Annotated in this window: 28 protein-coding genes and 2 tRNA genes; 26 read left to right on the top strand and 4 right to left on the bottom strand. The window is 58.8% G+C overall.

What is annotated here, in order from left to right; genetic code table 11:
- Nucleotides 1-400: VOC family protein (locus VJV58_RS00750; RefSeq protein ID WP_324135393.1), on the bottom strand; the 400-nt coding region annotated here is incomplete at its 3' end.
- Nucleotides 401-742: 342 nt separating this feature from the next.
- Between VJV58_RS00750 and VJV58_RS00745 the strand changes: the two genes are divergently transcribed.
- The 10 genes from VJV58_RS00745 (at nt 743) to VJV58_RS00700 (ending at nt 8,477) form a co-directional block, all read left to right on the top strand.
- Complete coding sequence (locus VJV58_RS00745; RefSeq protein ID WP_324135392.1) at nt 743-1,354, top strand: BA14K family protein; 612 nt, start codon at nt 743-745, stop codon at nt 1,352-1,354.
- Between the two features lie 526 nt (nt 1,355-1,880).
- Nucleotides 1,881-2,642: an SIR2 family NAD-dependent protein deacylase gene (locus tag VJV58_RS00740; protein ID WP_324135391.1), complete on the top strand. Its 762-nt coding sequence runs from the start codon at nt 1,881-1,883 to the stop codon at nt 2,640-2,642.
- Between the two features lie 199 nt (nt 2,643-2,841).
- Nucleotides 2,842-3,504, top strand: a complete 663-nt coding sequence (locus VJV58_RS00735) for a cold-shock protein (protein ID WP_324135390.1) — start codon at nt 2,842-2,844, stop codon at nt 3,502-3,504.
- A 442-nt stretch (nt 3,505-3,946) separates the two neighbouring features.
- Nucleotides 3,947-4,348 carry a DUF192 domain-containing protein gene (locus tag VJV58_RS00730; protein ID WP_324135395.1) on the top strand — a complete coding sequence of 134 codons (402 nt, stop codon included), beginning with the start codon at nt 3,947-3,949 and terminating at the stop codon, nt 4,346-4,348.
- A gap of 63 nt (nt 4,349-4,411) precedes the next feature.
- A tRNA-Pro gene (locus VJV58_RS00725) sits at nt 4,412-4,488 on the top strand.
- 383 nt (nt 4,489-4,871) lie between these two features.
- Complete coding sequence (locus VJV58_RS00720; RefSeq protein ID WP_324135389.1) at nt 4,872-5,576, top strand: alpha/beta hydrolase; 705 nt, start codon at nt 4,872-4,874, stop codon at nt 5,574-5,576.
- Nucleotides 5,577-5,764: 188 nt separating this feature from the next.
- Nucleotides 5,765-5,950: a hypothetical protein gene (locus VJV58_RS00715; RefSeq protein ID WP_324135388.1), complete on the top strand. Its 186-nt coding sequence runs from the start codon at nt 5,765-5,767 to the stop codon at nt 5,948-5,950.
- Nucleotides 5,951-6,264: 314 nt separating this feature from the next.
- On the top strand, nt 6,265-6,696 hold the full coding sequence (locus tag VJV58_RS00710) for a hypothetical protein (RefSeq protein WP_324135387.1): 432 nt from the start codon (nt 6,265-6,267) through the stop codon (nt 6,694-6,696).
- 636 nt (nt 6,697-7,332) lie between these two features.
- Nucleotides 7,333-7,614, top strand: a complete 282-nt coding sequence (locus tag VJV58_RS00705) for a hypothetical protein (RefSeq protein ID WP_324135386.1) — start codon at nt 7,333-7,335, stop codon at nt 7,612-7,614.
- 5 nt (nt 7,615-7,619) lie between these two features.
- Nucleotides 7,620-8,477 (top strand): class I SAM-dependent methyltransferase, encoded by an 858-nt coding sequence (locus VJV58_RS00700; RefSeq protein WP_324135385.1) that lies wholly within the window; start codon nt 7,620-7,622, stop codon nt 8,475-8,477.
- Nucleotides 8,478-8,543: 66 nt separating this feature from the next.
- Here VJV58_RS00700 and pepT read toward each other — a convergent pair whose 3' ends face one another.
- Nucleotides 8,544-9,848: a peptidase T gene (gene pepT / locus VJV58_RS00695; protein ID WP_324135384.1), complete on the bottom strand. Its 1,305-nt coding sequence runs from the start codon at nt 9,846-9,848 to the stop codon at nt 8,544-8,546.
- A gap of 61 nt (nt 9,849-9,909) precedes the next feature.
- Nucleotides 9,910-10,209 (bottom strand): HU family DNA-binding protein, encoded by a 300-nt coding sequence (locus VJV58_RS00690; protein ID WP_324135383.1) that lies wholly within the window; start codon nt 10,207-10,209, stop codon nt 9,910-9,912.
- A gap of 225 nt (nt 10,210-10,434) precedes the next feature.
- Here VJV58_RS00690 and VJV58_RS00685 point away from each other — a divergent pair.
- A tRNA-Asp gene (locus tag VJV58_RS00685) sits at nt 10,435-10,511 on the top strand.
- Between the two features lie 110 nt (nt 10,512-10,621).
- On the opposite strand, the gene VJV58_RS00680 is transcribed toward VJV58_RS00685, so the two are convergent.
- On the bottom strand, nt 10,622-10,816 hold the full coding sequence (locus VJV58_RS00680) for a hypothetical protein (RefSeq protein WP_324135382.1): 195 nt from the start codon (nt 10,814-10,816) through the stop codon (nt 10,622-10,624).
- Between the two features lie 367 nt (nt 10,817-11,183).
- On the opposite strand from VJV58_RS00680, the gene VJV58_RS00675 reads away from it, so the two are divergent.
- The 15 genes from VJV58_RS00675 to nuoL form a co-directional block, all read left to right on the top strand.
- A complete protein-coding gene (locus tag VJV58_RS00675; protein WP_324135381.1) occupies nt 11,184-11,549 on the top strand; it encodes an NADH-quinone oxidoreductase subunit A in 366 nt (121 codons plus the stop codon).
- Complete coding sequence (locus tag VJV58_RS00670; protein ID WP_324135380.1) at nt 11,540-12,130, top strand: NADH-quinone oxidoreductase subunit B; 591 nt, start codon at nt 11,540-11,542, stop codon at nt 12,128-12,130. Before VJV58_RS00675 ends, VJV58_RS00670 begins: the two co-directional genes overlap by 10 nt.
- 10 nt (nt 12,131-12,140) lie before the next feature.
- Complete coding sequence (locus VJV58_RS00665; protein WP_324135379.1) at nt 12,141-12,752, top strand: NADH-quinone oxidoreductase subunit C; 612 nt, start codon at nt 12,141-12,143, stop codon at nt 12,750-12,752.
- 2 nt (nt 12,753-12,754) lie between these two features.
- Nucleotides 12,755-13,948, top strand: coding sequence for an NADH-quinone oxidoreductase subunit D (locus VJV58_RS00660; RefSeq protein ID WP_324135378.1), 1,194 nt, complete (start codon nt 12,755-12,757; stop codon nt 13,946-13,948).
- On the top strand, nt 13,948-14,910 hold the full coding sequence (locus VJV58_RS00655; RefSeq protein ID WP_324135394.1) for an FkbM family methyltransferase: 963 nt from the start codon (nt 13,948-13,950) through the stop codon (nt 14,908-14,910). Before VJV58_RS00660 ends, VJV58_RS00655 begins: the two co-directional genes overlap by 1 nt.
- Before the next feature lie 10 nt (nt 14,911-14,920).
- On the top strand, nt 14,921-15,532 hold the full coding sequence (gene nuoE / locus VJV58_RS00650) for an NADH-quinone oxidoreductase subunit NuoE (protein ID WP_324135377.1): 612 nt from the start codon (nt 14,921-14,923) through the stop codon (nt 15,530-15,532).
- A complete protein-coding gene (locus VJV58_RS00645) occupies nt 15,529-15,744 on the top strand; it encodes a hypothetical protein (RefSeq protein WP_324135376.1) in 216 nt (71 codons plus the stop codon). Before nuoE ends, VJV58_RS00645 begins: the two co-directional genes overlap by 4 nt.
- A gap of 20 nt (nt 15,745-15,764) precedes the next feature.
- Complete coding sequence (nuoF, locus tag VJV58_RS00640; protein ID WP_324135375.1) at nt 15,765-17,090, top strand: NADH-quinone oxidoreductase subunit NuoF; 1,326 nt, start codon at nt 15,765-15,767, stop codon at nt 17,088-17,090.
- A gap of 5 nt (nt 17,091-17,095) precedes the next feature.
- A complete protein-coding gene (locus VJV58_RS00635; protein ID WP_324135374.1) occupies nt 17,096-17,587 on the top strand; it encodes a hypothetical protein in 492 nt (163 codons plus the stop codon).
- Nucleotides 17,588-17,594: 7 nt separating this feature from the next.
- A complete protein-coding gene (gene nuoG, locus VJV58_RS00630; protein WP_324135373.1) occupies nt 17,595-19,670 on the top strand; it encodes an NADH-quinone oxidoreductase subunit NuoG in 2,076 nt (691 codons plus the stop codon).
- A 10-nt stretch (nt 19,671-19,680) separates the two neighbouring features.
- The gene (gene nuoH / locus VJV58_RS00625) at nt 19,681-20,751 is read left to right on the top strand and encodes an NADH-quinone oxidoreductase subunit NuoH (RefSeq protein WP_324135372.1); all 1,071 of its coding nucleotides are present in this window, start codon (nt 19,681-19,683) and stop codon (nt 20,749-20,751) included.
- Between the two features lie 7 nt (nt 20,752-20,758).
- Entirely contained in the window at nt 20,759-21,253 is a 495-nt protein-coding gene (gene nuoI / locus VJV58_RS00620; RefSeq protein WP_324135371.1) for an NADH-quinone oxidoreductase subunit NuoI, read from the top strand.
- A gap of 9 nt (nt 21,254-21,262) precedes the next feature.
- On the top strand, nt 21,263-21,901 hold the full coding sequence (locus VJV58_RS00615) for an NADH-quinone oxidoreductase subunit J (RefSeq protein WP_324135370.1): 639 nt from the start codon (nt 21,263-21,265) through the stop codon (nt 21,899-21,901).
- Nucleotides 21,898-22,206, top strand: a complete 309-nt coding sequence (nuoK, locus tag VJV58_RS00610; protein ID WP_324135369.1) for an NADH-quinone oxidoreductase subunit NuoK — start codon at nt 21,898-21,900, stop codon at nt 22,204-22,206. Before VJV58_RS00615 ends, nuoK begins: the two co-directional genes overlap by 4 nt.
- A gap of 7 nt (nt 22,207-22,213) precedes the next feature.
- On the top strand, nt 22,214-23,454 hold a 1,241-nt coding region (gene nuoL, locus VJV58_RS00605), incomplete at its 3' end, for an NADH-quinone oxidoreductase subunit L (RefSeq protein ID WP_324135368.1).

Genomic DNA, 23,454 nt, shown 5'->3' with positions numbered 1-23,454 from the left:
TGGCATCGCCCTTCTGCAGCAGCTCAATAGAATGCAGGTCCGGCGAGCGGACGAAAGCCATCTGGCCATCGCGCGGCGGGCGGTTGATGGTAATCCCGAGCTTCATGAGGCGGTCGCAGGTCGCATAAATGTCATCGACCTCATACGCGAGGTGGCCGAAGTATCGATCTTCGCCGTATTTTTCCTCGTCCCAATTATACGTGAGTTCAACCAGCGGCGCGCCGCGTCCCTTCGCCGCCTTCAGCAATCCTTCGTCTTCTGGCGCGCACAAAAACACCAATGTGAATCGGCCCTTGTCGTTGTCGACTCGTCGGACCTCCTTCAATCCCAGCGCGTCCTGATAGAATTTCAGCGCGGCATCGAGATTGCGGACGCGCAGCATGGTGTGAAGATAACGCATCTTTCCTACTCCCTGGAGAATTGAAGAACGGTTTTGTTTCAGCGGATTTCAATACCAGCAAATTACGGGGCGGGCACGTCCGGCAATTCCGGGATCGAGGAAAACGTGGAGGCTTTGCGATTCCGTCAGCTCTGGCCATCCTAGCGGAGGGAATGTCATCGTTCACAATTTCGGGCGCAAACGAGATTGCTTGATTTACGGCGAACTTCTTCCGGTTTGTTTCGGGGGTTTTCGCTCCGGAGGTTTCGGCAAGTAGATGTCACGACTGCCTAAAATGACCTCGGAACCGGAACCATCCGCCAGGGCTGATGTTTTGCTCGATACCTTTTGTGGAGATGCGCTATGACGAAATTCGGAATTATCGGCGCGACAGCCCTGTCGCTCAGTTTGGCAATCGCCACTCCGGTGCTGGCTCAGCACCACGGCGGTGGCGGTGGCGGCGGCGGTGTTGGCGCTGGCGCTCATGCAAGTGTCGGCGGTGGCATGGCAGGCGGCGGTGGCATGCGCGGAGGTGGCGGCGGCATGGGTGGCGGAATGCAGGTCGGTGGGGGCGGACGCGCGGTAAGCGGCGCTCAGGCGAGTATCGGTGCGGGCCCACGCGCGGACTTCTCTGGACGAAACGGCGCCCAGTTCCAAAGCTTCAACGGACGCAGTGGCGGCCAATTCGCCGGGCGTGAATTCCGCGGCGACCGCAACTTCCATGACGGTCGTGGCTTCCGCCACCGCGGCTTCGGCCCGGGATTTGCTGTCGGCGTTGGCCTCGGTTACGGGTACGGCGGCTACTACGATCCGTACTACTATGACGACTATGCGTATGACGATTATGACGTAGCACCTGGCTACGTAGTCTCTGGTGGTGCTGATCCCGCGTATTGCGCGCAGCGTTACAGGTCGTACGATCCCGCGTCCGGAACTTACCTCGGATACGACGGCTTGCGGCATCCCTGCCCATAATGACTCGTCAGAAATGGAGAAAGAGCGGCTCATACGGGCCGCTCTTCTTATGCGCTATAAGTCGCGAGCGCGTATCGAATAAGCCCGGAACATTGCTCCGGGCTTATCGAATGGATTGGGTTCAACTCGCCGAAGGCTTGAAATCTATGCGCATTCTGGGCTGTCGGGCTTCCTCCAGCGTTGTTGCGCAGTACGCATCGCGCTCCCGCTGGAATTTTTGCTGGGTGGCTTTGAAGTTCGCAACGCGCTCGGCGATCTTGTCTCGCTCTGTGCGCGGGCGGGATTCGTCTTCGCTCATTTCCTGATTCATCCTGATACCTGTTCATCACAAAAGCGGTTGCGATTCGGGCGCGAATGGGACACCTCCCTTGCAGAATTGTGATCAGGGCCGCGGCAGCGGATGTCAAAAGCGTTTCGTATCCGGGGGCTCGTTAATTTGCGAAATTTCGGGACTGCTCCGCCTGCGGCAGCAGCGAACGAACGGGTATGCTAGAGTCAGCACTTCAACCCGCTCGGATATTCACCCATGATTGCAACGGATCTTCGCGACGGTGTGGAGCAGCTTGGAGAGATGATCGCAGGCGCATCCAGAATCATTCCTTTTACCGGCGCCGGTATTTCGACCGAATGTGGAATCCCCGACTTCCGCTCGCCCGGCGGATTATGGACCCGTAACCGACCGATCTCGTTTGACGAATTCGTTGCTAGTCCTGACGCCAGGGCTGAATCCTGGCGGCGCCGTTTCGCGATGGAGCCGACCTTCGCCCAGGCCCGACCAGGGCGAGGTCATCGTGCGCTTGCTTCGCTCTACAGGGCTGGCAAGGTTCCGGCGATCATCACGCAGAACATCGACAATTTACATCAGTTGTCGGGCGTTGCTGACGATGATGTCATCGAGCTTCATGGCAACACCACCTACGCCCGTTGCATTGGCTGCGCCCGGTCCTACGATCTTGCTTGGGTCAGGCAAAGCTTCGAGGCGAGCGGCGCCGCGCCCGACTGCACGGACTGCGACGCACCGGTCAAGACAGCGACTATTTCGTTCGGACAAGCGATGCCAGAAGACGCGATGAGCCGCGCCACCGAGTTAGCCCAGCGCTGCGATCTGTTTATGTCGATCGGTTCTTCGCTGGTTGTCTGGCCGGCCGCTGGCTTTCCGATGATGGCCAAAAACTGCGGCGCGAAACTGGTAATCATCAACAATGAGCCGACCGAACAAGACGATATAGCCGATATCGTCATTCGACATGATATCGGCGAGACGCTTGGGCCGTTCGTCGGAAATTGATTGCGGATTTGATTCGCCGGCACGCAAGCTGTTCATAGCTTCCGCAAAGTTTGTTTTTTGTCTATGCGCGGCAAGCGAGAGTGTTATCTTTTGATTCGAAAGATTCGCGTGGCTTCATGATGAAGAGTCATAGATGGGCGCGTGTTTGGGGCCGTCGCGTCAATTGACGGGCTGCAGATGATGTGTGGGGTCCGGGGTCATGGGGTCGGACGGAATTGAGTCCAAGAAGCTTGGTGTCCTGCCAGGCGGAGCGGGGCCGAACAGGTTAGGGTCGAGCGAATTTTCGGGCAGCGCCGAGCGCGACCCGACGCTTGATGCGCTTTCGGGGCTCGGCGACAGCGCCGCCAACCTTGTCGAAATTTCCGGCGTCATCAAATGGTTCGATGCGTCAAAGGGCTACGGCTTCATCGTGCCTGACAATGGCTGGCCCGATGTGCTTCTGCACGTCACTGTGCTGAGGCGGGATGGCTATCAAACCGCCTATGAGGGCGCGCGGCTGGTCTGCGAATGTGTGCAGCGCGCCAAAGGCTATCAGGCGTTCCGAATACTCTCGATGGATGAGTCCACCGCGATTCACCCGGCGCAAATGCTGCCCCCGCGAACCCACGTCAGCGTGACCCCAACCAGCGGCCTGGAGCGGGCGCAGGTCAAATGGTTCAATCGGCTTCGCGGCTTCGGCTTCTTGACATGCGGCGAAGGGACTCCTGACATCTTCGTGCATATGGAAACGCTGCGCCGCTTTGGAATGACCGAACTGCGCCCGGGCCAGTTCGTTCTGGTGCGGTTCGGGCCGGGTTCCAAGGGCATGATGGCTGCGGAAATCCATCCAGAACACGGATCTCCTGCATTGTCGTCGCACTAGCTCGCGATACGATCAGGTTAAATCGGATCGCGGCGGCATCTCTGGTAGGCCTCCGGGCGAATACTTTCGGTTTGGACCGAGGAAAAACCGGCGGAGTTAAGCGCCGAACACCTCCCGCAAAGTCCGGCGGGCAGGGTGATTAACCGAATGATCCTTCGCCCGGTCTGGTATTTGCCATCATCCTCGGGCTAGGGTCGCCCCCGCAATTTCCCAACAAGCACTCCGCTTCTTCCGATGTCGGGGTGGGTCATTGCAAGAGAGCCTCTTGCAAAAATAGTTGCAACGAATTTGCAACGACGTGTTTGCAAGCAGGTCTTTCCAAGCATCCTTCACGAGGTCAGCTAAAGCTATGGATTTGAATCGATGTGTTGGGTCGGCGCGTCCGCGGCGCTCGATCTGGTTTGCTGTGGTCGCGTTGTTTGTTGCGTTTTGTGCATTCTCAATGTCCACCGCGCGAGCGGCAAAGATTGAACCGCTGGAGATCATCACGAAGTCCGGCGTGCAGGTATTCTCGGTCGAGCTGGCCACAACCGAAGAAGAAAAGACCACCGGCCTGATGTACCGCAAGGAATTACCCGAGGGTAAGGGGATGCTGTTTGATTTCTCTCCCGCCGAGGAAGTCTCGATGTGGATGAAGAACACGTATGTCTCGCTCGACATGATTTTTATCCGACCCGATGGTCGCATCCTCCGGATTGCTGAAAACACGGAGCCTTTGTCGACCAAAATCATTTCATCGCGGGGGCTGGCGAAAGGGGTGCTGGAGGTTGTCGCCGGGACCGCCAAAAAATTCGGCATCCAACCCGGCGACCGGGTCGCGCATCCGCTCTTTAATGGGCGCTGAAACGGTCCATAGCTGCCTTGCTGGCTGAGCCCTAAGCGTGTATCCACATCGCTTCACATCAATCGGGGTATAGCGCAGCCTGGTAGCGCGGCAGTTTTGGGTACTGCAGGTCGTTGGTTCGAATCCAGCTGCCCCGACCAAAAATCCAATGGTCCGTTCCGGACACATGGGTTACGTTTCATTCCGAGGACATAGGTAACACTTTTGGTCCGAAGGGATTTGCAATTGGTTCGATCCTGCACGTCTCGTCAGCGAATTGGCCGAGAGCGGTTTCCAATCAAACAGCGCGTGTGTCGTGGCAGCTCTCCCTCAACTCCATTCCGGTGCTCCGCGCCTATAAACCGGGCCTGCCAAAGTCAATCCGCTATCTTTTTGTGCGCTAATTGACACTACCCTCCCGGGAATGTGGAATGAGTGAGTTCTGGCGGCGGGGTGACAACTTAAGGTTGAAGGCTGTCGGTGAGGCCCGTAGCATCGTACGCTCCCATCTGATTCTGATCCGGCCGGCGCAGAGGAAATGTCCATGTTCTTTCGCAAGTTTCTGAGCACGTTTGGGGCGTTCGTGCTGATATGCGCCACCACCTTAACCTCGGCGCGAGCTGACGAGACGGTTGACGTTGGGGGCTCTCGTGCTGTGCTGCTGAAGCCGAAGGCGCCGCATGGGAGCGTCATCCTGATGCCCGGGGGCAATGGCGCCATCAACGCCGGTGCGAACGGCGAAATCAATGGACTCACTGGCAACCAGCTGGTGCGAACCAGATCGGCTTATGCCAGGAGGGGTCTAGCCGTGTTGGTTGTCGATGCGGGCGTCAATCTAGCCACGGCTGTGCAATATATGGCGGCGATCAAACGGCCCGTCACGGTCATCGCGACCAGCCGCGGCACAATTCGCGCAGCGCGGGGCATCGCGGGTGGCGCCAGACCCGACGCATTGGTGCTGACTTCCGGATTTCTCACTCCGGAGTCGGGCAGCGCTGAAAATGTTAAATCGATACTGGGCTCCCCGGCGCTGTTACCCCGGACGCTCGTCATTCATCATCGCGAGGATAGTTGCCGCGCGACGCTGCCGGCGGGTGTCGATCCCTTCATCCGCTGGGCAGGAGGCCGCGCTCGCGTCGCTTGGTTGACCGGCGGCACAGCAACCGGTGACGCCTGCGAGGCGTTTGCTCATCATGGCTTCAACGGCATCGACGGACAAGTGGTCGGAGTAGCGGGTGCATTCCACTGAGCGATGAAAGCCCGTTCGGCGCCGAAATTCTCGGCCGATCTTGAGCTACATCTGCACTACATCACCGCGAACTTCGCACCTTCGCCGTATTCGTCGGCGGCGAATCGTTACGTCGTTAACCCAGCCTCTTAAGAAGCCGTGAACGAATCCCTGCAAAATTGGAGGCGCAGGTGCAGCAGGTAACGCACATGAGCGCCATAGGTCCCACATACCCGGCCCATATCGTCGTCAACCAGGCGGAAATCCGGCTGGTCGCGGACCAGACCGCAAACGCAAACTCCGAAACCATCAAGTCGGACCAAAACCGGATCGAAGCCGCCAAAGCAGCCGAAGCGGCGGACGCCAGAGTTCTGAGCCTGGATTTTATCGCCTGATCCAGCGGCAGCTTTGCAAGCTTCTGCGGCTCCCGCTCCGGAAGATGTTGCTCGAATAACGGCGCCCAATTGAAATCAGATAGCTCCGGGCATGCGACAGCGCTGCTCCCGAGTTCGGTACCGAACGTCGGCAATCAAATTTAAGGTTCGAATAAGGAACAAACTCTACCGCGCAAGGATTTTGCCTGTTGGCGCAAGTAAGCGTCGATCGTCGAGAGCCATGCATGAGTGAGCAGAGCGGCTCTCGTCCACTCTGATAGAGGCCTGCGCCTCTGAGCGGCGCGGGTTGGCTATCGCTAATGAGGAGCAATCCCATGTGTGACTATAGCCTGCACGCCCAAGCGACACGCCCCGCCCAGGTTGGCGAGACGCTAATCACAACTAGATTTCGAGGAACGACGACCCGCGGATTCGCATCAGAAAGCGAGCCCGAGGTGGCGGTCTGCATGTTGCCGGGAACCGAACTGGCTTTTGCCGACGACGTAAAATACGACAACAACTGCACCTGGAGTAAAGCCATCGATTTCCGCGTTGGAAAATTCGGGGCGATCGACCCCCATATCCCCCACCGTCATCATGACGCAATTGAGTTTCCAGACGGCAATTGGGTGCTGGTGACGCAGCTCATGGAAGGTCAGCGAGCAACCGTTCTGCAGTTGCCCGTCACGTCGCACACTCCAGAACGTGTGGCTGAAGCGCGCGCGGCGGTTGCTGCCAACGAAGACTCGCCGCTACCGGCTGCCTAACCGACAAGGGACCGCCCTGCGGGGCGGTCCTCTTTTCGGAGCTGAAGTGGAAGCCGAGTTTTCTCACAAAACGTTCTTAGCCCGTTCGGTGAAACGCCGATTTCTATTGATGCCGTACTTTCTGCGGTGTTTTCAGGATGATTCATGAACCTGCGGCAGGACATGGCGCGCTCACAGGTCCTTTCGTTTCCCCCGGTGAATGAGCGGCCCCGTTGCGATCCCAAGAGGGTCGCCGAAATCGAACAAATGCAACTCGCTTTGAAAGTAGCCTTGGAGGCGCTTGACGTACTCGAATCAAAAGTGCCGAAGGCTTCCGGAGCGCCAGCGCGACCCGATCCGGTCATTAACAGGTTCGCCAGCCGCATTGCTCAAGGCCTAACCAGGGCACGTGCCATTGGTTAGGTCCTCCTCATCGTAACAACCCCGCGCAATGGGCTGGCCCGCAGTTCGTCTCCGAAGAACCACAAGCGGCTGCTTTCCTGACCGACGCGCCATTACAGGCGCTGTCGCGCGCTGCTGGCCCGTGCAACGCGTCAAAACGTATCCAAGACAAATTCTTGAAAAATCGTCGTCCGAACCGACAGATGACAGCATGAGATGCGATGAGTTATTCTTATGCCGAGGGCGGAGGTGCAAGTGCGACTTTTTTACGCCGCGGCTTCTGTCGCGCTACTGGTTGCGCCCGCTTACGCCCAAAACCAGCCTATTCCGAAATATGGAGAGACAGGCAAGCCAAAGTCGCCACCGGACATACAGGCGGAGAAGGAAGCCGATAGGGCCTACCGAAAATCGCTCAGCAATATACCCGACCAGGGTCCGACAGATCCATGGGGCAACGTGCGCACGGAGAACCCGTCTAAGCGCACGGCGAAGCCCTCTGCGGCGAAACGGACGAAAACCACCACTCCGGCGAACTAGAAGCAATGGAAATACCTGGCGCTCACGAACTGAACGCGGACCAGATTGCCTACTGGAACGGGCCAGCCGGCCAGCGCTGGGTCGACCGGCAGGAAACGCAGGATATCGTCTTGAAGCCGATATCCGAGATATTGATTAAGCGCGCCAACGCCAAAGCTGGCGAGCGGATTATCGACGTCGGCTGTGGGTGCGGCGCGACATCGCTCGCGCTCGCTGAAAAGGTCGGGCCCACCGGACACGTCCTCGGAATCGATGTTTCGGCCGCAATGCTAAAGCGGGCGCGGCAAGTCGCGCCCGCGGGCTTACCTGTCGATTTCGCGCTTGCGGACGCGACGGTTTACCCGTTCGAGCAGGCGAACTTCGATCTCGTGGTCTCCCGGTTCGGAGTAATGTTTTTTGCCGAGCCGGCGCTTTCATTCGCCAATCTGCACCGGGCGATGCGGCGAACGGGTCGGGTCGCATTCGTATGCTGGCGGGAGCCGCGGGAAAATCCGTTTTTCATGGTGCCGCTGCAGGCAGCCTATAGGCACGCGCCAAGGCTTCCGCAGCCTGCGCCTGACGATCCGGGTCCGTTCTCGTTCGCTTCGGCGGAACGTGTTCGCCGCATCCTGAGCGAGTCCGGATTCCAGGACGTTGCCATGGAGCCGTATAACGTTTCACTTGATATCGCGGTCGGAGGCGGTCTCGAGGCGGCAGTCCAAAGCACTCTGGAAATCGGCCCTGCCTCGCGTGCGCTTGCCGAGCAGTCGCCCGCCGTAACCACCGCCGCGACGAATTCGATCCGCGAGGCACTTGAACCGTTTGTTCTGGCTGAGACGGTATATCTTCCCGCCGCGATTTGGATCGTCACAGCAAACGCCTGACCAAAACGCTTATGTGCCCGTCATGCGTCTCTTGCCGAATAACTGCCGCACCGGCTCCGGAAGGAGCTAGGCCCGCTCTTCCCAGATCATCGCGAGATGGACGATGGTCTGAACAGCTTTCTCCATGTCCTGTACACTTACCCATTCCAGCCGCGAATGGAACGCGTGCTCGCCTGCGAAGATGTTGGGGCAGGGCAGCCCCATGAACGAGAGCCGTGACCCGTCAGTACCGCCGCGGACGGAAGTCTTCACCGGTTTGAGGCCAGCGCGCAGGATGGCCTCGATCGCATTCTCGACGATCTCGGGGTGCTTATCGATCACCTGCTTCATATTGCGGTACTGCTGTTTGATCTGCATGCGGTACGTAGAGCGCGGAAAATCCTTCATCACTTCCTTGATGATGTTTTCCAGCAGATCCTCCTTCTGCTTCAATCCCGAGTCCGCGAAATCGCGCACGATCAAACTGATCGTGGCTTTCTCCAGAGCACCGACGATGCTGATCGGATGAAGAAAACCTCGCTTGCCTTCGGTCGTTTCGGGTGAGCAGCCATCTTTAGGCAAACGATCGATGATCGCGGCGGCGATCTTGATCGCATGCTCCATCTTGCCTTTTGCGAAGCCGGGGTGAGTACTGATTCCTTCGATCGAGATCGTCGCGGCATCAGCCGAAAACGTTTCATCCTCGATATTGCCGGCGCTCTCGCCGTCAATCGTGTAGGCAAAGTCCGCGCCAAGCTTCTTAAGATCGACTTTATCGACGCCGCGGCCGATCTCCTCGTCGGGCGTGAACAGGATCTTGATCGTCCCGTGTTTGATCTGCGGATTTTTGATCAGGAAATCCGTCGCATCCATGATTTCGGCAATACCGGCCTTGTTGTCGGCACCCAAAAGTGTGGTCCCGTCGGAGGTGATGATGTCATGCCCGATCAGCTCCCGGAGTGCCGGATGCTCCTCGGCCCGTATGATTTGGCTGGGATCTCCCGGCAGCATGATATTCCCGCCTTGGTAGTTGCGGGTAATCTGCGGTTTCACGTTCCGGCCGGTGCAGTCGGGCGAGGTGTCCATGTGCGAGCAGAAACAAATCACCGGGACGGTTTTGTCGGTATTCGCAGTGATCGTCGCATAGACATAACCGTGTTCGTCCAGATGCGCGTCTTGGATTCCCATCGCCTGCAACTCGGCGGCGAGCAGGCGGCCTAAATCTTTTTGTTTTTCGGTGGACGGGCAAGTCGAGGAGGAAGGGTCGGACTGGGTATCGATTGCCACATAGCGCAGAAAGCGCTCGGTCACGGAATGCGTGAACGTCAGGGCTGAACTCACAGACAAGACCGCGGAGTGGTGACGAGAAAAATTCTTTATGGAAGGCGTCATCCCGGCTGGCTGTATGCGCGCCGGAATGACGCAAAAGTCAGGTTAGAAGAGCGCGTCTAGATCAGACGGCTTCCTTCAGCTCCTTGGCGGCGCGGAAGGCAACCTTCTTGCTCGCCTTGATGTGGATCGCTTCGCCGGTAGCTGGATTGCGGCCCATGCGCGCCGCGCGTTTGCGGACCTGCAGGATTCCCAAGCCGACAATGCGGATGCGCTCGCCTTTCTTCAGATGCTTGGTGATCCGGTTGACCAGATCATTCAGAATGGCCTCGGCCTGCTTCTTTGACAATTCCTGATCATCGGCGATTGCCGCCGCGAGATGCTTGAGCGTGACGGTGGTCGGGGTCGCTGATTTCTTCGCCATTTCTGGCCCTCCTCGTTGTTGATGGCTTAGGAACTTAAGACGTATCAGGGCTTAAACGATTCGGAGGCGGCTTGCATGTGTTGTTTTGCCTATAAACAGCCTATTATTTGCATCGACATCTAACAAATGCCCGGCTGACGGGAGGATTTGCAACAACCTTGACTAAAAGAGAGAGCGCCTTTAAGCCCTCACCTCTGTGCGGATCAGTACCTGATTGCGACATCCGCGGGAGTAGCTCAGTTGGTTAGAGCGCCGCCCTGTCACGGCGGAGGCCGCGGGTTCGAGTCCCGTCTCTCGCGCCATTTCAATGACTTATCACCGCTTGTGGAATTCGGACCCCTACTTCGGCAGCGCCGGCGCGCGTGAAACCAGGCGGCCGGAATTGCCAGATGCCTCGAATATTGTGGTTGGGTTAGCGGATGACCAGCGCGTCCGAACTCGTCACCGTCATCATCTTGCCCGGCTTGAGGACATGCGCGGTCTGGCTGTAATCAACATTCGGTCGCGCCAAGATGCCCAATCCCGCCATCAAGATCCCCGCCAAGAGCGCGACGACCACGATCTTTAGGTGCGTACCGCGATCCGCGGAATGAATTGAGTGGTTCATGTGAGCCTCCCGGCGCCTTCTGGCGCCTCCGTTGAGGTGACACTTACCCGCCCTTTGTTTCAGATCGGTTTCACGCACCGCACGAAATGGTTTCGTGGGTTCACTACATTCCCCCGAAGAGAAAGTAGCGTGGCGGGATTGGCGGGAGCGCTAGTTCTTCCTGCCAGATTCGTACCTTGTTCCCTCCGTAGATTCGCAACCTTGGGCGTGTCCAGGCGTTCGCCCACTGGAGGCGCTAGTCGCCAATCGCCGTCAAAACGGGTCAAAATACGTTGTCTTGCGCCCCTTGTTGCGCTGCGCTAAGCCTCAGAACAATTCCAATCAACGAATCTGCGGGAATCAGCGACCGCGGGAACAGGCACCGCCGATGACCGGCATCCTTCAGAATTACCTTCCTCTCGTGGTGTTTATAGGCGTCGCTAGCCTGATCGGGTTGGTGCTCCTGATCGCCCCGTTCGTGGTCGCTTTTCAACAGCCGGACCCGGAGAAGCTCTCCGCCTATGAATGTGGATTCAACGCATTCGATGACGCCCGGATGAAATTTGACGTTCGGTTCTACCTGGTCGCCATTCTCTTTATTATCTTTGACCTGGAAGTTGCGTTCCTGTTTCCGTGGGCGGTCGCGTTCGGAAAACTCGGCGCGACGGGCTTTTGGTCGATGGTTGTGTTCCTTGGAGTCCTTACTGTCGGCTTTGCATATGAATGGAAGAAAGGGGCCCTCGAATGGGATTGAGCCCCACCCCCCGACAAGGCTTCTCGGCGGTTGCACCAGCCGCCACCGGAATTCTTGATCCCTCCACGGGCAAACCGGTCGGAGCCAATGACCCGTACTTTCTCGAGGTGAATCACGAGCTGTCGGACAAAGGCTTCTTTGTTGCGGCCGCGGATGACCTGATCACCTGGGCGCGGACCGGGTCGCTGATGTGGATGACGTTCGTCCTCGCCTGCTGCGCCGTCGAGATGATGCAGATGTCGATGCCGCGCTATGACGCCGAGCGCTTTGGCTTCGCGCCACGGGCTTCGCCCCGCCAGTCAGACGTCATGATCGTCGCAGGCACCCTGACCAACAAGATGGCGCCGGCGCTGCGCAAGGTCTACGACCAGATGCCGGAGCCTCGATATGTGATCTCGATGGGATCCTGCGCAAACGGCGGCGGTTACTATCATTATTCCTACTCGGTCGTGCGCGGCTGCGACCGGATCGTGCCCATCGACATCTATGTGCCCGGCTGCCCGCCGACAGCGGAAGCGCTGCTTTATGGCGTGATGCTGCTTCAAAAGAAGATCCGGCGCACCGGAACCATCGAACGCTAAGGTTTTTGGAATGGACGACGGCAGGCTCGACGCCCTGGGGCAGACGATCGTTAGTGCGCTTCCGGGTGCCGCCACAGGGCACGCGATCGCGTTCAATCAGCTCACGGTGACGGTGCTGGCCGACAAGATCGTCGAGGTAGTACGTTATTTGCGAGATGATCCCGGTTGCCGGTTCGTTAGCCTGACCGATGTGACCGCGGTGGATTATCCCGGACGCCAGAAGCGCTTCGATGTGGTCTATCATTTATTGTCGCCGACATTGAATGCGCGCGTTCGGCTTCGCGCCGAAGCCGACGAGACGACGCAGGTTCCCTCGATCATCGAGGTGTTCCCCGGCGCCGACTGGTTCGAGCGGGAAGCCTATGACCTTTACGGCGTGATCTTCACCGGCCATCCCGATATGCGGCGGCTGCTGACCGATTACGGCTTCGAGGGATATCCATTGCGCAAGGACTTCCCGCTGACCGGCTTTGTGGAAGTCCGTTACGACGACCAGGAGAAAAGGGTGCTCTACGAACCCGTGCGCCTGAATCAGGAGTTCCGTAAATTCGATTTTCTCTCGCCCTGGGAAGGCGCGGACTACCCGCTGCCGGGCGATGAGAAGGCTGGGCCGAAAGTCTGATCATGAACGAAGCACCAGCACTCCGAAATTTCACGATCAATTTCGGACCGCAGCATCCGGCCGCGCACGGCGTCCTGCGCCTGGTGTTGGAGCTCGATGGCGAGGTGGTCGCGCGGGTCGATCCGCATATCGGGCTGCTCCATCGCGGCACTGAAAAGCTGATTGAGCACAAAACCTATCTCCAGGCGATCGGGTATTTCGATCGGCTCGACTACGTCGCGCCAATGAGCCAGGAGCATGCGTTCTGTCTTGCGATCGAAAGGCTGCTTGGGATCGAGGCTCCGCGCCGTGCGCAGTTGATCAGGGTTCTCTATCACGAGATCAGCCGTATCCTGTCGCATCTGTTGAATGTCACGACGCAAGCCATGGATGTCGGCGCGCTCACCCCGCCATTGTGGGGTTTTGAAGAGCGCGAAAAACTGATGGTCTTTTATGAGCGCGCCTCGGGCGCCCGCATGCATGCAAACTATTTTCGTCCCGGTGGCGTGCATCAGGATCTGCCGCCAAAATTAATCGATGACATCTGCGCATGGTGCGATCCGTTTCTTCGCGTGGTCGATGACCTTGATCGTTTGCTCACCGCCAACCGCATTTTCAAACAGCGCAACGTCGACATCGGAGTGGTCACGCTCAAGCAGGCATGGGAGTGGGGCTTCTCGGGGGTGATGGTGCGCGGCTCGGGCGCGGCCTGGGACCTGCGCAAGGCCCAGCCTTACGACTGTTATGCGGAAATGGATTTCGATATTCCCGTCGGTAAAAACGGTGATTGCTACGACCGGTATCTGATCCGTATGGAGGAAATGCGCCAATCCGTGCGAATTATGAGGCAGTGCATCGAGAAGCTGCGCGCGCCGGAGGGGCAGGGACCCGTGGCGGTCCAGGACAACAAGATCGTTCCACCAAGGCGCGGTGAGATGAAGCGCTCGATGGAGGCGCTGATCCATCACTTCAAGCTCTATACCGAAGGCTTTCACGTTCCCTCCGGAGAAATCTACGCCGCGGTCGAGGCGCCGAAAGGCGAGTTCGGGGTGTATCTGGTGGCCGACGGTACGAACAAACCCTACAAGTGCAAGATCCGCGCGCCAGGCTTCGCCCACCTACAAGCCATGGACTTCATGTGCAGAGGGCATTTGCTAGCCGACGTTTCGGCCATCCTTGGCTCAATCGACATCGTGTTTGGAGAGGTAGATCGGTGATTGCGCTGCCTCCCATTCGGTTCGACCGGACGACCGGCGTGCTTGAGGGCGCCAATGCATGGGAACGCTTGGCTGCGCTGGCATTATCGTCAGGCTCGAAGATGGCATCGACGTTTTCACACCGTGGGTACAACAGCTGCGCCAATTTGCTGCGCAAAACGCTGCCCACGCGCGACATTGCGATCAAGCTCAATGCCGACGCGACGTTTGAATTTCCCTATGGCGACGGTTATTGGAGCAAGCTTCTCAATCGTTCTTTCCGTTATGAAGACGAGTTGGATCTGCTGTTTCGCGACTCCGCTGGCGTCGATTACACGCTGATCGACTGCGGGGCCAATTTTGGTTACTGGTCGGTGCTGGTTTCGAGCGCACCGTACGGCTCGCACAAAGCGATCGCGATCGAGCCGTCATCGCAGAATTTTTCTAAGCTCAGGAACAACGCCGCAATCAACGGCAACCGTTTCGAGGTCATGAAATGCGCGATCGGGGCTGCCCGCGGCAAAGCGCGGCTGTCCGGCAGCAAGCACGAGGCGTTCAGCATCGCCGGCGCTTCGAAGGGCAATGGCGAGGAGGTGCCGGTCATTGCGCTCGATAACATGCTCGATGACGGCACGATTTCGGCGGATGGAAAATACCTGATCAAGCTCGACGTCGAAGGGGTGGAGATCGATGCCATCAAGGGCGGCAAACGGCTGCTGGAGGGCGACAGTGTGGTTTTTTGCGAGGAACACGGCAACGACCCGAACCACACGGTCTCGCGTTACATACTCGAACAGACCCCGCTCAAGCTGATCGTTCATGATCCACGCTCAAATCGCCTTGAGACCGCGACCGAGCTCTCGATCCTAGACCGCATCAAGGTTTCTGCCCATGTTGGCTACAACGTGTTCGGCACTTCCAGTGCATTTTGGCAGGACCGGATCAATGCGCTGAACGCGAACGCAACGCGTCGCATGCAATGAGAGTTTGAAAATGTCCGTTCGTCGCCTTGCCCCGAAAGAACTGCAACCCGCGAACTTTACGTTCACGCCAGAAAATCTTGCCTGGGCCAAAAAGCAGATCGCAAAATATCCAGAAGGCCGTGAGGCTTCTGCCGTGATCGAGATCCTGTGGCGGGTGCAGGAACAGCATGACGGCTGGGTTTCCGAGGCCGCGATCCGCGCAGTCGCGGACTTGCTTGGCATGCCATACATCCGCGCGCTGGAGATCGCGACTTTTTACACGATGTTTCAGCTGCAGCCGGTCGGCAAAAAGGCGCACGTTCAGGTCTGCGGCACGACGCCGTGCCGGCTGCGCGGCGCCGGTGACCTCATTGAAGTATGCAAGAGCCGCATTCATCACGATCCCTTCCATTTGTCGAAGGACGGCAATTTCAGCTGGGAAGAAGTCGAGTGCCTGGGCGCCTGCGTGAACGCGCCAATGGTGCTGATCTGGAAGGATACCTACGAGGACCTGAACAAGGAGAGCTTCGGCAAGGTGCTGGACGGCTTTGCCTCCGGCAATCCGCCCAAGCCCGGGCCCCAGATCAACCGGCAGTTCTCCGCCCCGGTGGGTGGCCCCACCACGTTGAAGGAGACAGCATGAAGCGCGACCGCACCTTACGCGCGGCCGGGCGGTGGAGTGTGGGCGCGATGAACGGCTGGCGCTATATCGGTTTGCACGCTGCGGCTGCGGCCGCGTTCATTTTCCTTTTGCAGCGCTATGGAATGAGTGCGTCGCTTGAGTCCAGCTTGTTATGGGCCGGGAGCTTTGGTGCATGCGCCGCCGGACTCGCTTACATGCAATCCAATCGATGATCGCCGGGAAGCTTTGATTCATGCTCGATGACAAGGACCGCATCTTCCGGAACCTCTATGGTCTCCACGACTGGGGACTGGAGGGGGCGCGCCGGCGTGGTGCGTGGGATGGCACCAAGGCGATCGTCGAGAAGGGCCGCGACTGGATCATCAACGAGATGAAAGCCTCCGGGCTTCGCGGACGCGGAGGCGCGGGTTTTCCCACCGGGCTGAAATGGTCTTTCATGCCGAAGGAGTCGACAGACGGCCGGCCGAGTTATCTCGTGGTCAATGCCGACGAGTCCGAACCCGGCACCTGCAAGGACCGCGAGATCATGCGGCACGATCCGCATCTTCTGGTCGAGGGCTGCCTTTTGGCCAGCTTCGCGATGGGCGCTCACGTCTGTTACATCTACGTGCGCGGCGAGTTCATCCGCGAGCGCGAACACCTGCAGGCCGCAGTCGATCAGGCGTATGAAGCGAAGCTGATCGGCAAGGACAATGTCACTGGCTGGCCGTTTGACCTGTATGTGACGCATGGAGCGGGCGCCTATATTTGCGGCGAAGAAACCGCGCTGTTGGAAAGTCTGGAAGGCAAAAAGGGCATGCCGCGGCTCAAGCCGCCGTTCCCGGCCAATGTCGGTCTCTATGGCTGCCCGACAACCGTCAACAATGTCGAGTCGATCGCGGTGGCGCCGGACATCCTTCGGCGCGGCGCGGCCTGGTTCGCCGCTATCGGCAAGCCGAACAACGTCGGAACCAAGTTGTTCTGTGTTTCCGGCCACATCGAGCGCCCGTGCAATGTCGAAGAGGCGATGGGAATTCCGTTTCGCGAGCTGATCGAGCGCCATTGTGGCGGCATCCGCGGCGGCTGGGACAATCTCAAAGCGGTGATTCCCGGCGGCTCGTCCGTGCGCATGGTGCCCGCTGAGCAGATCATCGATACGCCCATGGACTTCGACAGTCTGAGTAAGCTGCGGTCGGGTTTGGGCACCGCCGCCGTGATCGTGATGGACAAGTCGACTGACCTGATCCGCGCGATCGCGAGAATCTCATACTTCTACAAACACGAGAGCTGCGGCCAATGTACGCCATGTCGCGAGGGCACCGGCTGGATGTGGCGAGTCCTGACGCGGATGGCTGAGGGGAGGGCCCACAAGCGCGAGATCGACATGCTGCTGGAAGTGACCAAGCAAGTCGAGGGCCACACCATTTGCGCCCTGGGCGATGCCGCCGCCTGGCCGATCCAGGGGCTGATCGCGCATTTCCGTCCCGAGATCGAGCAGCGCATCGACGAATATTCGCGCAAGGCGGACCTCGATGACGCCGGCATTCTCGATCCCGCGCATATGGTCGCGGCGGAGTGATGCGGATGGGCCAGCCGATTGTTTTCTGGTGGCAGAGATACGGAACGCTTGCGCAGATGGCGCAAGCAGCCGTTGCGCTGCTCGGCTTCATTGCGATCTTGTTTCAGATCAGCGAACTTCGCTCGAATAATCGTGCGACCAGCGCGAGGCAAGCATTTTTGGGCTATACAGATCTGGCGCTCAAAAACCCGAAATTCTCGGCGCCGGATTACGATGCGATCAAGGCTGGCGGCCATGATCAAAAGGTTCAATACGAAAGTTTCGTTTCGTATTTCCTCTATGCTTGCGAGGAGGCGACTGCCGCTTTTGCCGACAAGCGGGAATGGGTCGCCTCCTGCAATTACGACCTGAAGCCACACTTGCCGTTCCTGTGCGAAAAGTCTCAGGCCGAGCCGACCTATCTTGAGACCTACAGCCCTGACACCCAGCAATGGGTGAAGGCGTCCATGAACAGCGCAAGGGTCACACCACCCGATTGCAAGCTGGGAAAGACTTGAAGCAGCTATGACCAAACTCATCATCGATGGCAAAGAGATCGATGTTCCGCCGGAATACACGTTGCTGCAGGCGTGTGAGGCCGCTGGCGCCGAAATTCCGCGCTTTTGCTATCACGAGCGCCTCTCGATAGCCGGCAATTGCCGCATGTGCCTGGTTGAGATCAAGGGTGGCCCGAAGCCGGTGGCGAGTTGCGCCTGGGGCGTTCGCGATTGCCGCCCGGGACCCAAAGGCGAGCCGCCGGAGATTTCCACGCGCTCACCCATGGTGAAGAAGGCGCGCGAAGGCGTGATGGAATTCCTGCTGATCAATCATCCACTCGATTGTCCGATCTGCGATCAGGGCGGCGAATGCGACCTGCAGGATCAGGCGATGGGTTACGGGGTCGACACCAGCCGTTTCGCCGAGAACAAGCGCGCGGTCGAGGACAAGTACCTGGGCGCGCTGGTGAAGACCTCCATGAACCGGTGCATCCAATGCACGCGTTGCGTCCGTTTCTGCGCCGAGGTTTGTGGCGCACCCGAAATGGGCGCCACCGGGCGCGGCGAAGATATGGAAATCACCACTTACCTTGAAACGGCGCTGACCTCAGAACTGCAGGGTAACCTGGTCGATATCTGCCCGGTCGGCGCGCTCACCTCAAAGCCCTATGCTTTTGCGGCGCGGCCATGGGAGCTCGGCAAGACCCAATCGATCGATGTGATGGATGGCGTCGGTTCGGCGATCAGGGTGGATACCAGAGGCCGGGAAGTGATGCGGATCCTGCCGCGCGTGAACGAGGAGATCAACGAGGAATGGATTTCCGATAAGACGCGCCATGTGGTTGACGGTTTGCGCACGCAGCGCCTGGATCGCCCCTACATCAGGGAGAACGGGAAGCTGCGCGCCGCGACCTGGTCTGAGGCTTTCGCCATTATCGCCGCCAAGGTCAGACTTAGCGATGGCAAGAGGATAGGGGCCATCGCCGGCGATCTCGCCGCAGTAGAGGAAATGTTTGCGCTCAAGGATTTGCTGGCCAAGTACGGCTCTGTGAATCTTGCGGCGCAGGGCGCCGATGCCTTCGGGGCAAACCCCGGTCGTGCCGGTTACATTTTCAATCCGACCATCCCCGGCATTGAACAGGCGGACGCGCTCCTCATCGTCGGCTCGAACCCGCGCCGGGAAGCCGCAATGCTCAACGCGCGCATCCGCAAACGCTGGCGCAGCGGCCAACTCAAGGTCGGCGTGATCGGGCCCAAAGCCGACCTGACTTACAGCTACGATTATCTCGGGGCCGGTCCGGACACCCTGAGCGATCTCGCGGCCGGAAAGCATTCGTTTGCGGACGTCCTGCGGAAAGCCAAGAAGCCGATCGTGCTTGTCGGCAGCGGAGCGGTGGCTCGCCACGATGGATCAGCCATCCTCGCGCTCGCGGCAAAACTCGCGGTGGATTCTGGCGGGGTTATCGAGGGCTGGAATGGCTTCGGCGTACTGCACGACACGGCTTCACGGGTCGGCGCGCTCGATATCGCCTTTTCCGCCGGCGCAGGCGGGCTGAACGCGGCGCAGATGACCACATTCGGCACTCTCGATGTCCTCTTTCTGCTCGGCGCCGATGAGATCAAGATGCCGGATGGCACCTTTGTCGTTTACATCGGCACCCATGGCGACCGCGGCGCGCACCGAGCGGATGTGATCCTTCCCGGCGCAGCTTATACCGAAAAGACCGGCATTTACGTCAACACCGAAGGTAGGGTGCAGATGACCAACCGCGCGGCTTTTCCTCCGGGGAACGCGCGCGAGGACTGGGCGATCGTCCGCGCGCTATCCGAATCCTTAGGCAAGAAGCTGGCTTACGATTCGGTTGCCGGCTTGCGGCAGGCATTGTTCAAAGCGGTGCCGCACCTGATCCGGATCGACCATATCGAACCGGGTAACGCGGCCGATATCAGAGCGCTCGCCAGTAAAAGCGGCACCGTCGATCGGGCGCCGTTCAAGTCTTCGGTTGATGATTTTTACCTGACAAACCCGATCGCGCGCGCATCAGCAGTGATGGCGGAATGTTCCCGACTAGCCTCCGGGGACATGCTGACGGCAGCGGAGTAAGCGTGACCTGATGGGTGGATTCTTTGCAAGCGAATTCTGGACCGGCTTTCTCTGGCCGCTGATTGTTATGATCGCCGAAAGTCTGCTGCTGCTCATCGTGCTTCTGATCGCGATTGCGTACATTCTGCTGGCGGACAGGAAGATCTGGGCCGCGGTGCAGATCCGCCGAGGACCAAACGTGGTTGGTCCGTGGGGATTATTTCAGTCCTTTGCCGATCTTTTGAAGTTCGTCTTGAAAGAGCCGATTATTCCCTCGGGCGCCAACAAGGGCGTCTTCCTGCTGGCGCCGCTCGTCTCCTGCGTTTTGGCGCTGGCGGCTTGGGCGGTGATCCCGATGGACCTCGGCTGGGTTATTTCCGACATCAATGTCGGCATCCTCTACATCTTTGCGATCTCATCATTGTCGATCTACGGCATTATCATGGCCGGCTGGTCATCCAATTCGAAGTATCCGTTCCTGGCAGCGCTCCGGTCTGCAGCGCAGATGGTGAGCTATGAGGTCTCAATCGGTTTCGTCATCATCACGGTGCTGCTTTGCGCGGGCTCACTGAACCTTTCCGCGGTCGTCGAGGCGCAGAACGCCCATGGACTCGGCAGCCTGATCGGGCTTCCGCGCCTGACCTTCCTGAACTGGTACATCCTGCCGCTATTCCCGATGTTCGTGGTGTTTTACGTCTCCGCGCTGGCTGAAACCAACCGTCCGCCCTTCGATCTGGTTGAAGCTGAATCGGAATTGGTGGCCGGCTTTATGGTGGAATACGGCTCGACGCCTTATCTCCTGTTCATGCTCGGCGAGTATGTGGCGATCGCAACCATGTGCGCGATGGCGACGATACTTTTCCTGGGTGGTTGGCTGCCGCCGATCGCAGTGGCGCCATTCACGTGGATACCTGGCGTGATCTGGTTCGCGCTGAAGGTATTCTTCATGTTCTTTCTGTTTGCGATGGCGAAGGCAATCGTGCCGCGCTACCGCTACGACCAGCTAATGCGGCTCGGCTGGAAAGTGTTTCTGCCGCTGTCATTGGCGATGGTCGTTGTCGTTGCCGGCGTGCTGCAATTCGCCGGCATCGCGCCGAAATGAGGTCGCTATGAGGCTCAATATAAATGCGACGGCGCGCTCGCTTCTGCTGTCGGAATTCGTATCGGCATTCGTTCTCGCCATGCGCTATTTCTTTCAGCCCAAGCCGACGCTGAATTATCCATTCGAGAAGGGGCCGATCTCGCCGCGCTTTCGTGGTGAGCACGCGCTGCGTCGCTATCCCAATGGCGAGGAGCGTTGTATTGCCTGCAAGCTGTGCGAGGCGATCTGCCCGGCCCAGGCCATTACCATCGAGGCCGGCCCGCGCCGCAACGACGGCACCCGGCGTACCGTGCGCTATGACATCGATATGGTGAAATGCATTTATTGCGGGCTGTGCCAGGAAGCCTGTCCGGTCGATGCCATCGTCGAGGGACCGAATTTCGAATTCGCCACCGAGACGCGCGAGGAACTCTACTATGACAAGGCGAAACTTCTCGCCAATGGCGACCGCTGGGAGCGCGAGATTGCGAAATCAATCGAACTCGATGCGCCATACCGGTAAGGTGAGCGCATGATCCTTCCCGCGTTGTTCTTCTATTTGCTCGCCGGCGTCTGCGTCGGTTCGGCGGTGATGGTGATTGTGTCACGCAATCCCGTGCACTCCGTGCTTTTCCTGATCCTGGCCTTTGTCAATGCTGCTGGGCTATTCGTACTGATGGGCGCCGAGTTTCTGGCGATGATTCTTGTGGTCGTCTATGTCGGCGCGGTCGCGGTGCTGTTTCTTTTCGTCATCATGATGCTCGACGTTGATTTTGCCGAACTGCGCGAAGGCTTCCTTGAATATCTGCCCATCGGTCTCGTTATTGGCGCGGTATTTCTGGCGGAGTTGCTGCTGGTCGGCGGTGGCTGGGTCATAAATGCCGGAACCGCAAAATCGATCACGGCCGCCATTCCCAATAATATCAGCAATACCGAGGCGCTGGGGCTGGTGCTCTACACCCGCTACATCCATTACTTCCAGATAGCGGGCATGGTTCTGTTGGTCGCAATGATCGGCGCCATCGTGCTGACTTTGCGGCATAAGGTCAGCGTCAAGCGTCAGGACATCAATGTGCAGAATGCGCGCACTCCCGAACTCGCCATGAGCGTGCGCAAAGTGGCGTCCGGGCAGGGACTGCAGGATGTGGACGCCGCGGAGTGGGTACAATGACGATCGGTCTGGGGCATTATCTTTCGGTCGGCGCCATACTGTTCACGCTGGGGATTCTCGGAATCTTTCTCAATCGCAAGAACATCATCGTCATTCTGATGTCGATTGAATTGATCTTGCTTGCGGTAAACGTCAACCTGGTGGCGTTTTCCACATTCCTCGGTGACATCGTTGGCCAGGTGTTCGCGCTGCTAGTGCTGACGGTGGCGGCGGCGGAGGCGGCGATCGGCCTTGCGGTATTGGTGGTTTACTTCCGCAATCGCGGCTCGATCGCGGTCGAAGACGTCAATCTGATGAAAGGCTAGCGCGTCGATGATCCAGGCAATTGTGTTTCTGCCGCTGATCGGCGCGATCGTCGCTGGGCTGATCTCCATCTTTGGTGCGCACGCGCACAATCCGAGCGGCGACGCAGTTGAGCATACCGCCGACAGCCATAGCCGCGACAAGGCCTCGCACGGCAGCAAGCGTATCGACGAGGATGCTTCGGTCATTCACGTTGCGCACGACGAACCGATGGCACATGGCGGGAATGGCCATGGAGAACATGCAATCGAGCCGCCGGCCGCCGGCTCCCGCGCCGCCGAGCTGATCACCACTGGTTTGTTGCTGGTTGCTGCTGTGTTGTCCTGGGTGGTCTTGATCGACGTCGGGTTCTTGCACCACGACGCCAGGATCCCGCTGTTTCCCTGGATTACTTCGGGGGATCTTCAGGTCGCGTGGTCGCTGCGGGTCGACACGCTCACAGCGGTGATGCTCGTGGTGGTGAACACGGTGTCTTCGCTCGTGCATGTCTATTCAATCGGCTACATGGACGAGGATCCGTACCGACCCAGATTCTTCAGCTATCTGTCGCTGTTCACCTTCGCGATGTTGATGCTGGTGACTTCGGACAACCTAGTTCAGTTGTTCTTCGGCTGGGAAGGCGTCGGACTCGCCAGCTATCTTCTGATCGGATTCTGGTACCAGAGGCCGTCGGCGAACGCCGCGGCGATCAAGGCCTTCGTCGTCAACCGGATCGGGGATTTCGGTTTCGCACTCGGCATATTTGCGGTTTTCATGTTGATCGGCTCAATCGACTACGAGACCATCTTCGCCGGTGCGCCGGGCTTAACCGGAAAAACCATCGATTTCCTGGGTTGGCATGCCGATGCGCTGACGCTGACCTGCCTCCTGCTGTTCATGGGCGCGATGGGCAAATCGGCGCAGTTTTTGTTGCACACCTGGTTGCCGGACGCGATGGAAGGTCCGACCCCGGTATCGGCACTGATCCACGCCGCGACCATGGTCACCGCCGGCGTGTTCATGGTGGCGCGGCTGTCTCCGTTGTTCGAACTGGCGCCGACCGCACAGGCCGTGGTGATGTTCTTTGGCGCCACTACCGCTTTCTTCGCCGCGACGGTTGGTCTCGTTCAGAACGATATCAAGCGGATTGTTGCCTATTCGACCTGTTCGCAGCTTGGCTACATGTTCGTGGCCATGGGGGCGGGGGCTTACTCGGTGGGCATGTTCCACCTGTTCACCCACGCCTTCTTCAAGGCGCTGTTGTTCCTGGG

Source organism: Bradyrhizobium sp. (assembly GCF_035273305.1).
GTDB lineage: Bacteria > Pseudomonadota > Alphaproteobacteria > Rhizobiales > Xanthobacteraceae > Bradyrhizobium.
The sequence above is the reverse complement of the archived record's forward strand: the minus strand, read 5'-3'. Positions and strand labels throughout refer to the sequence as shown.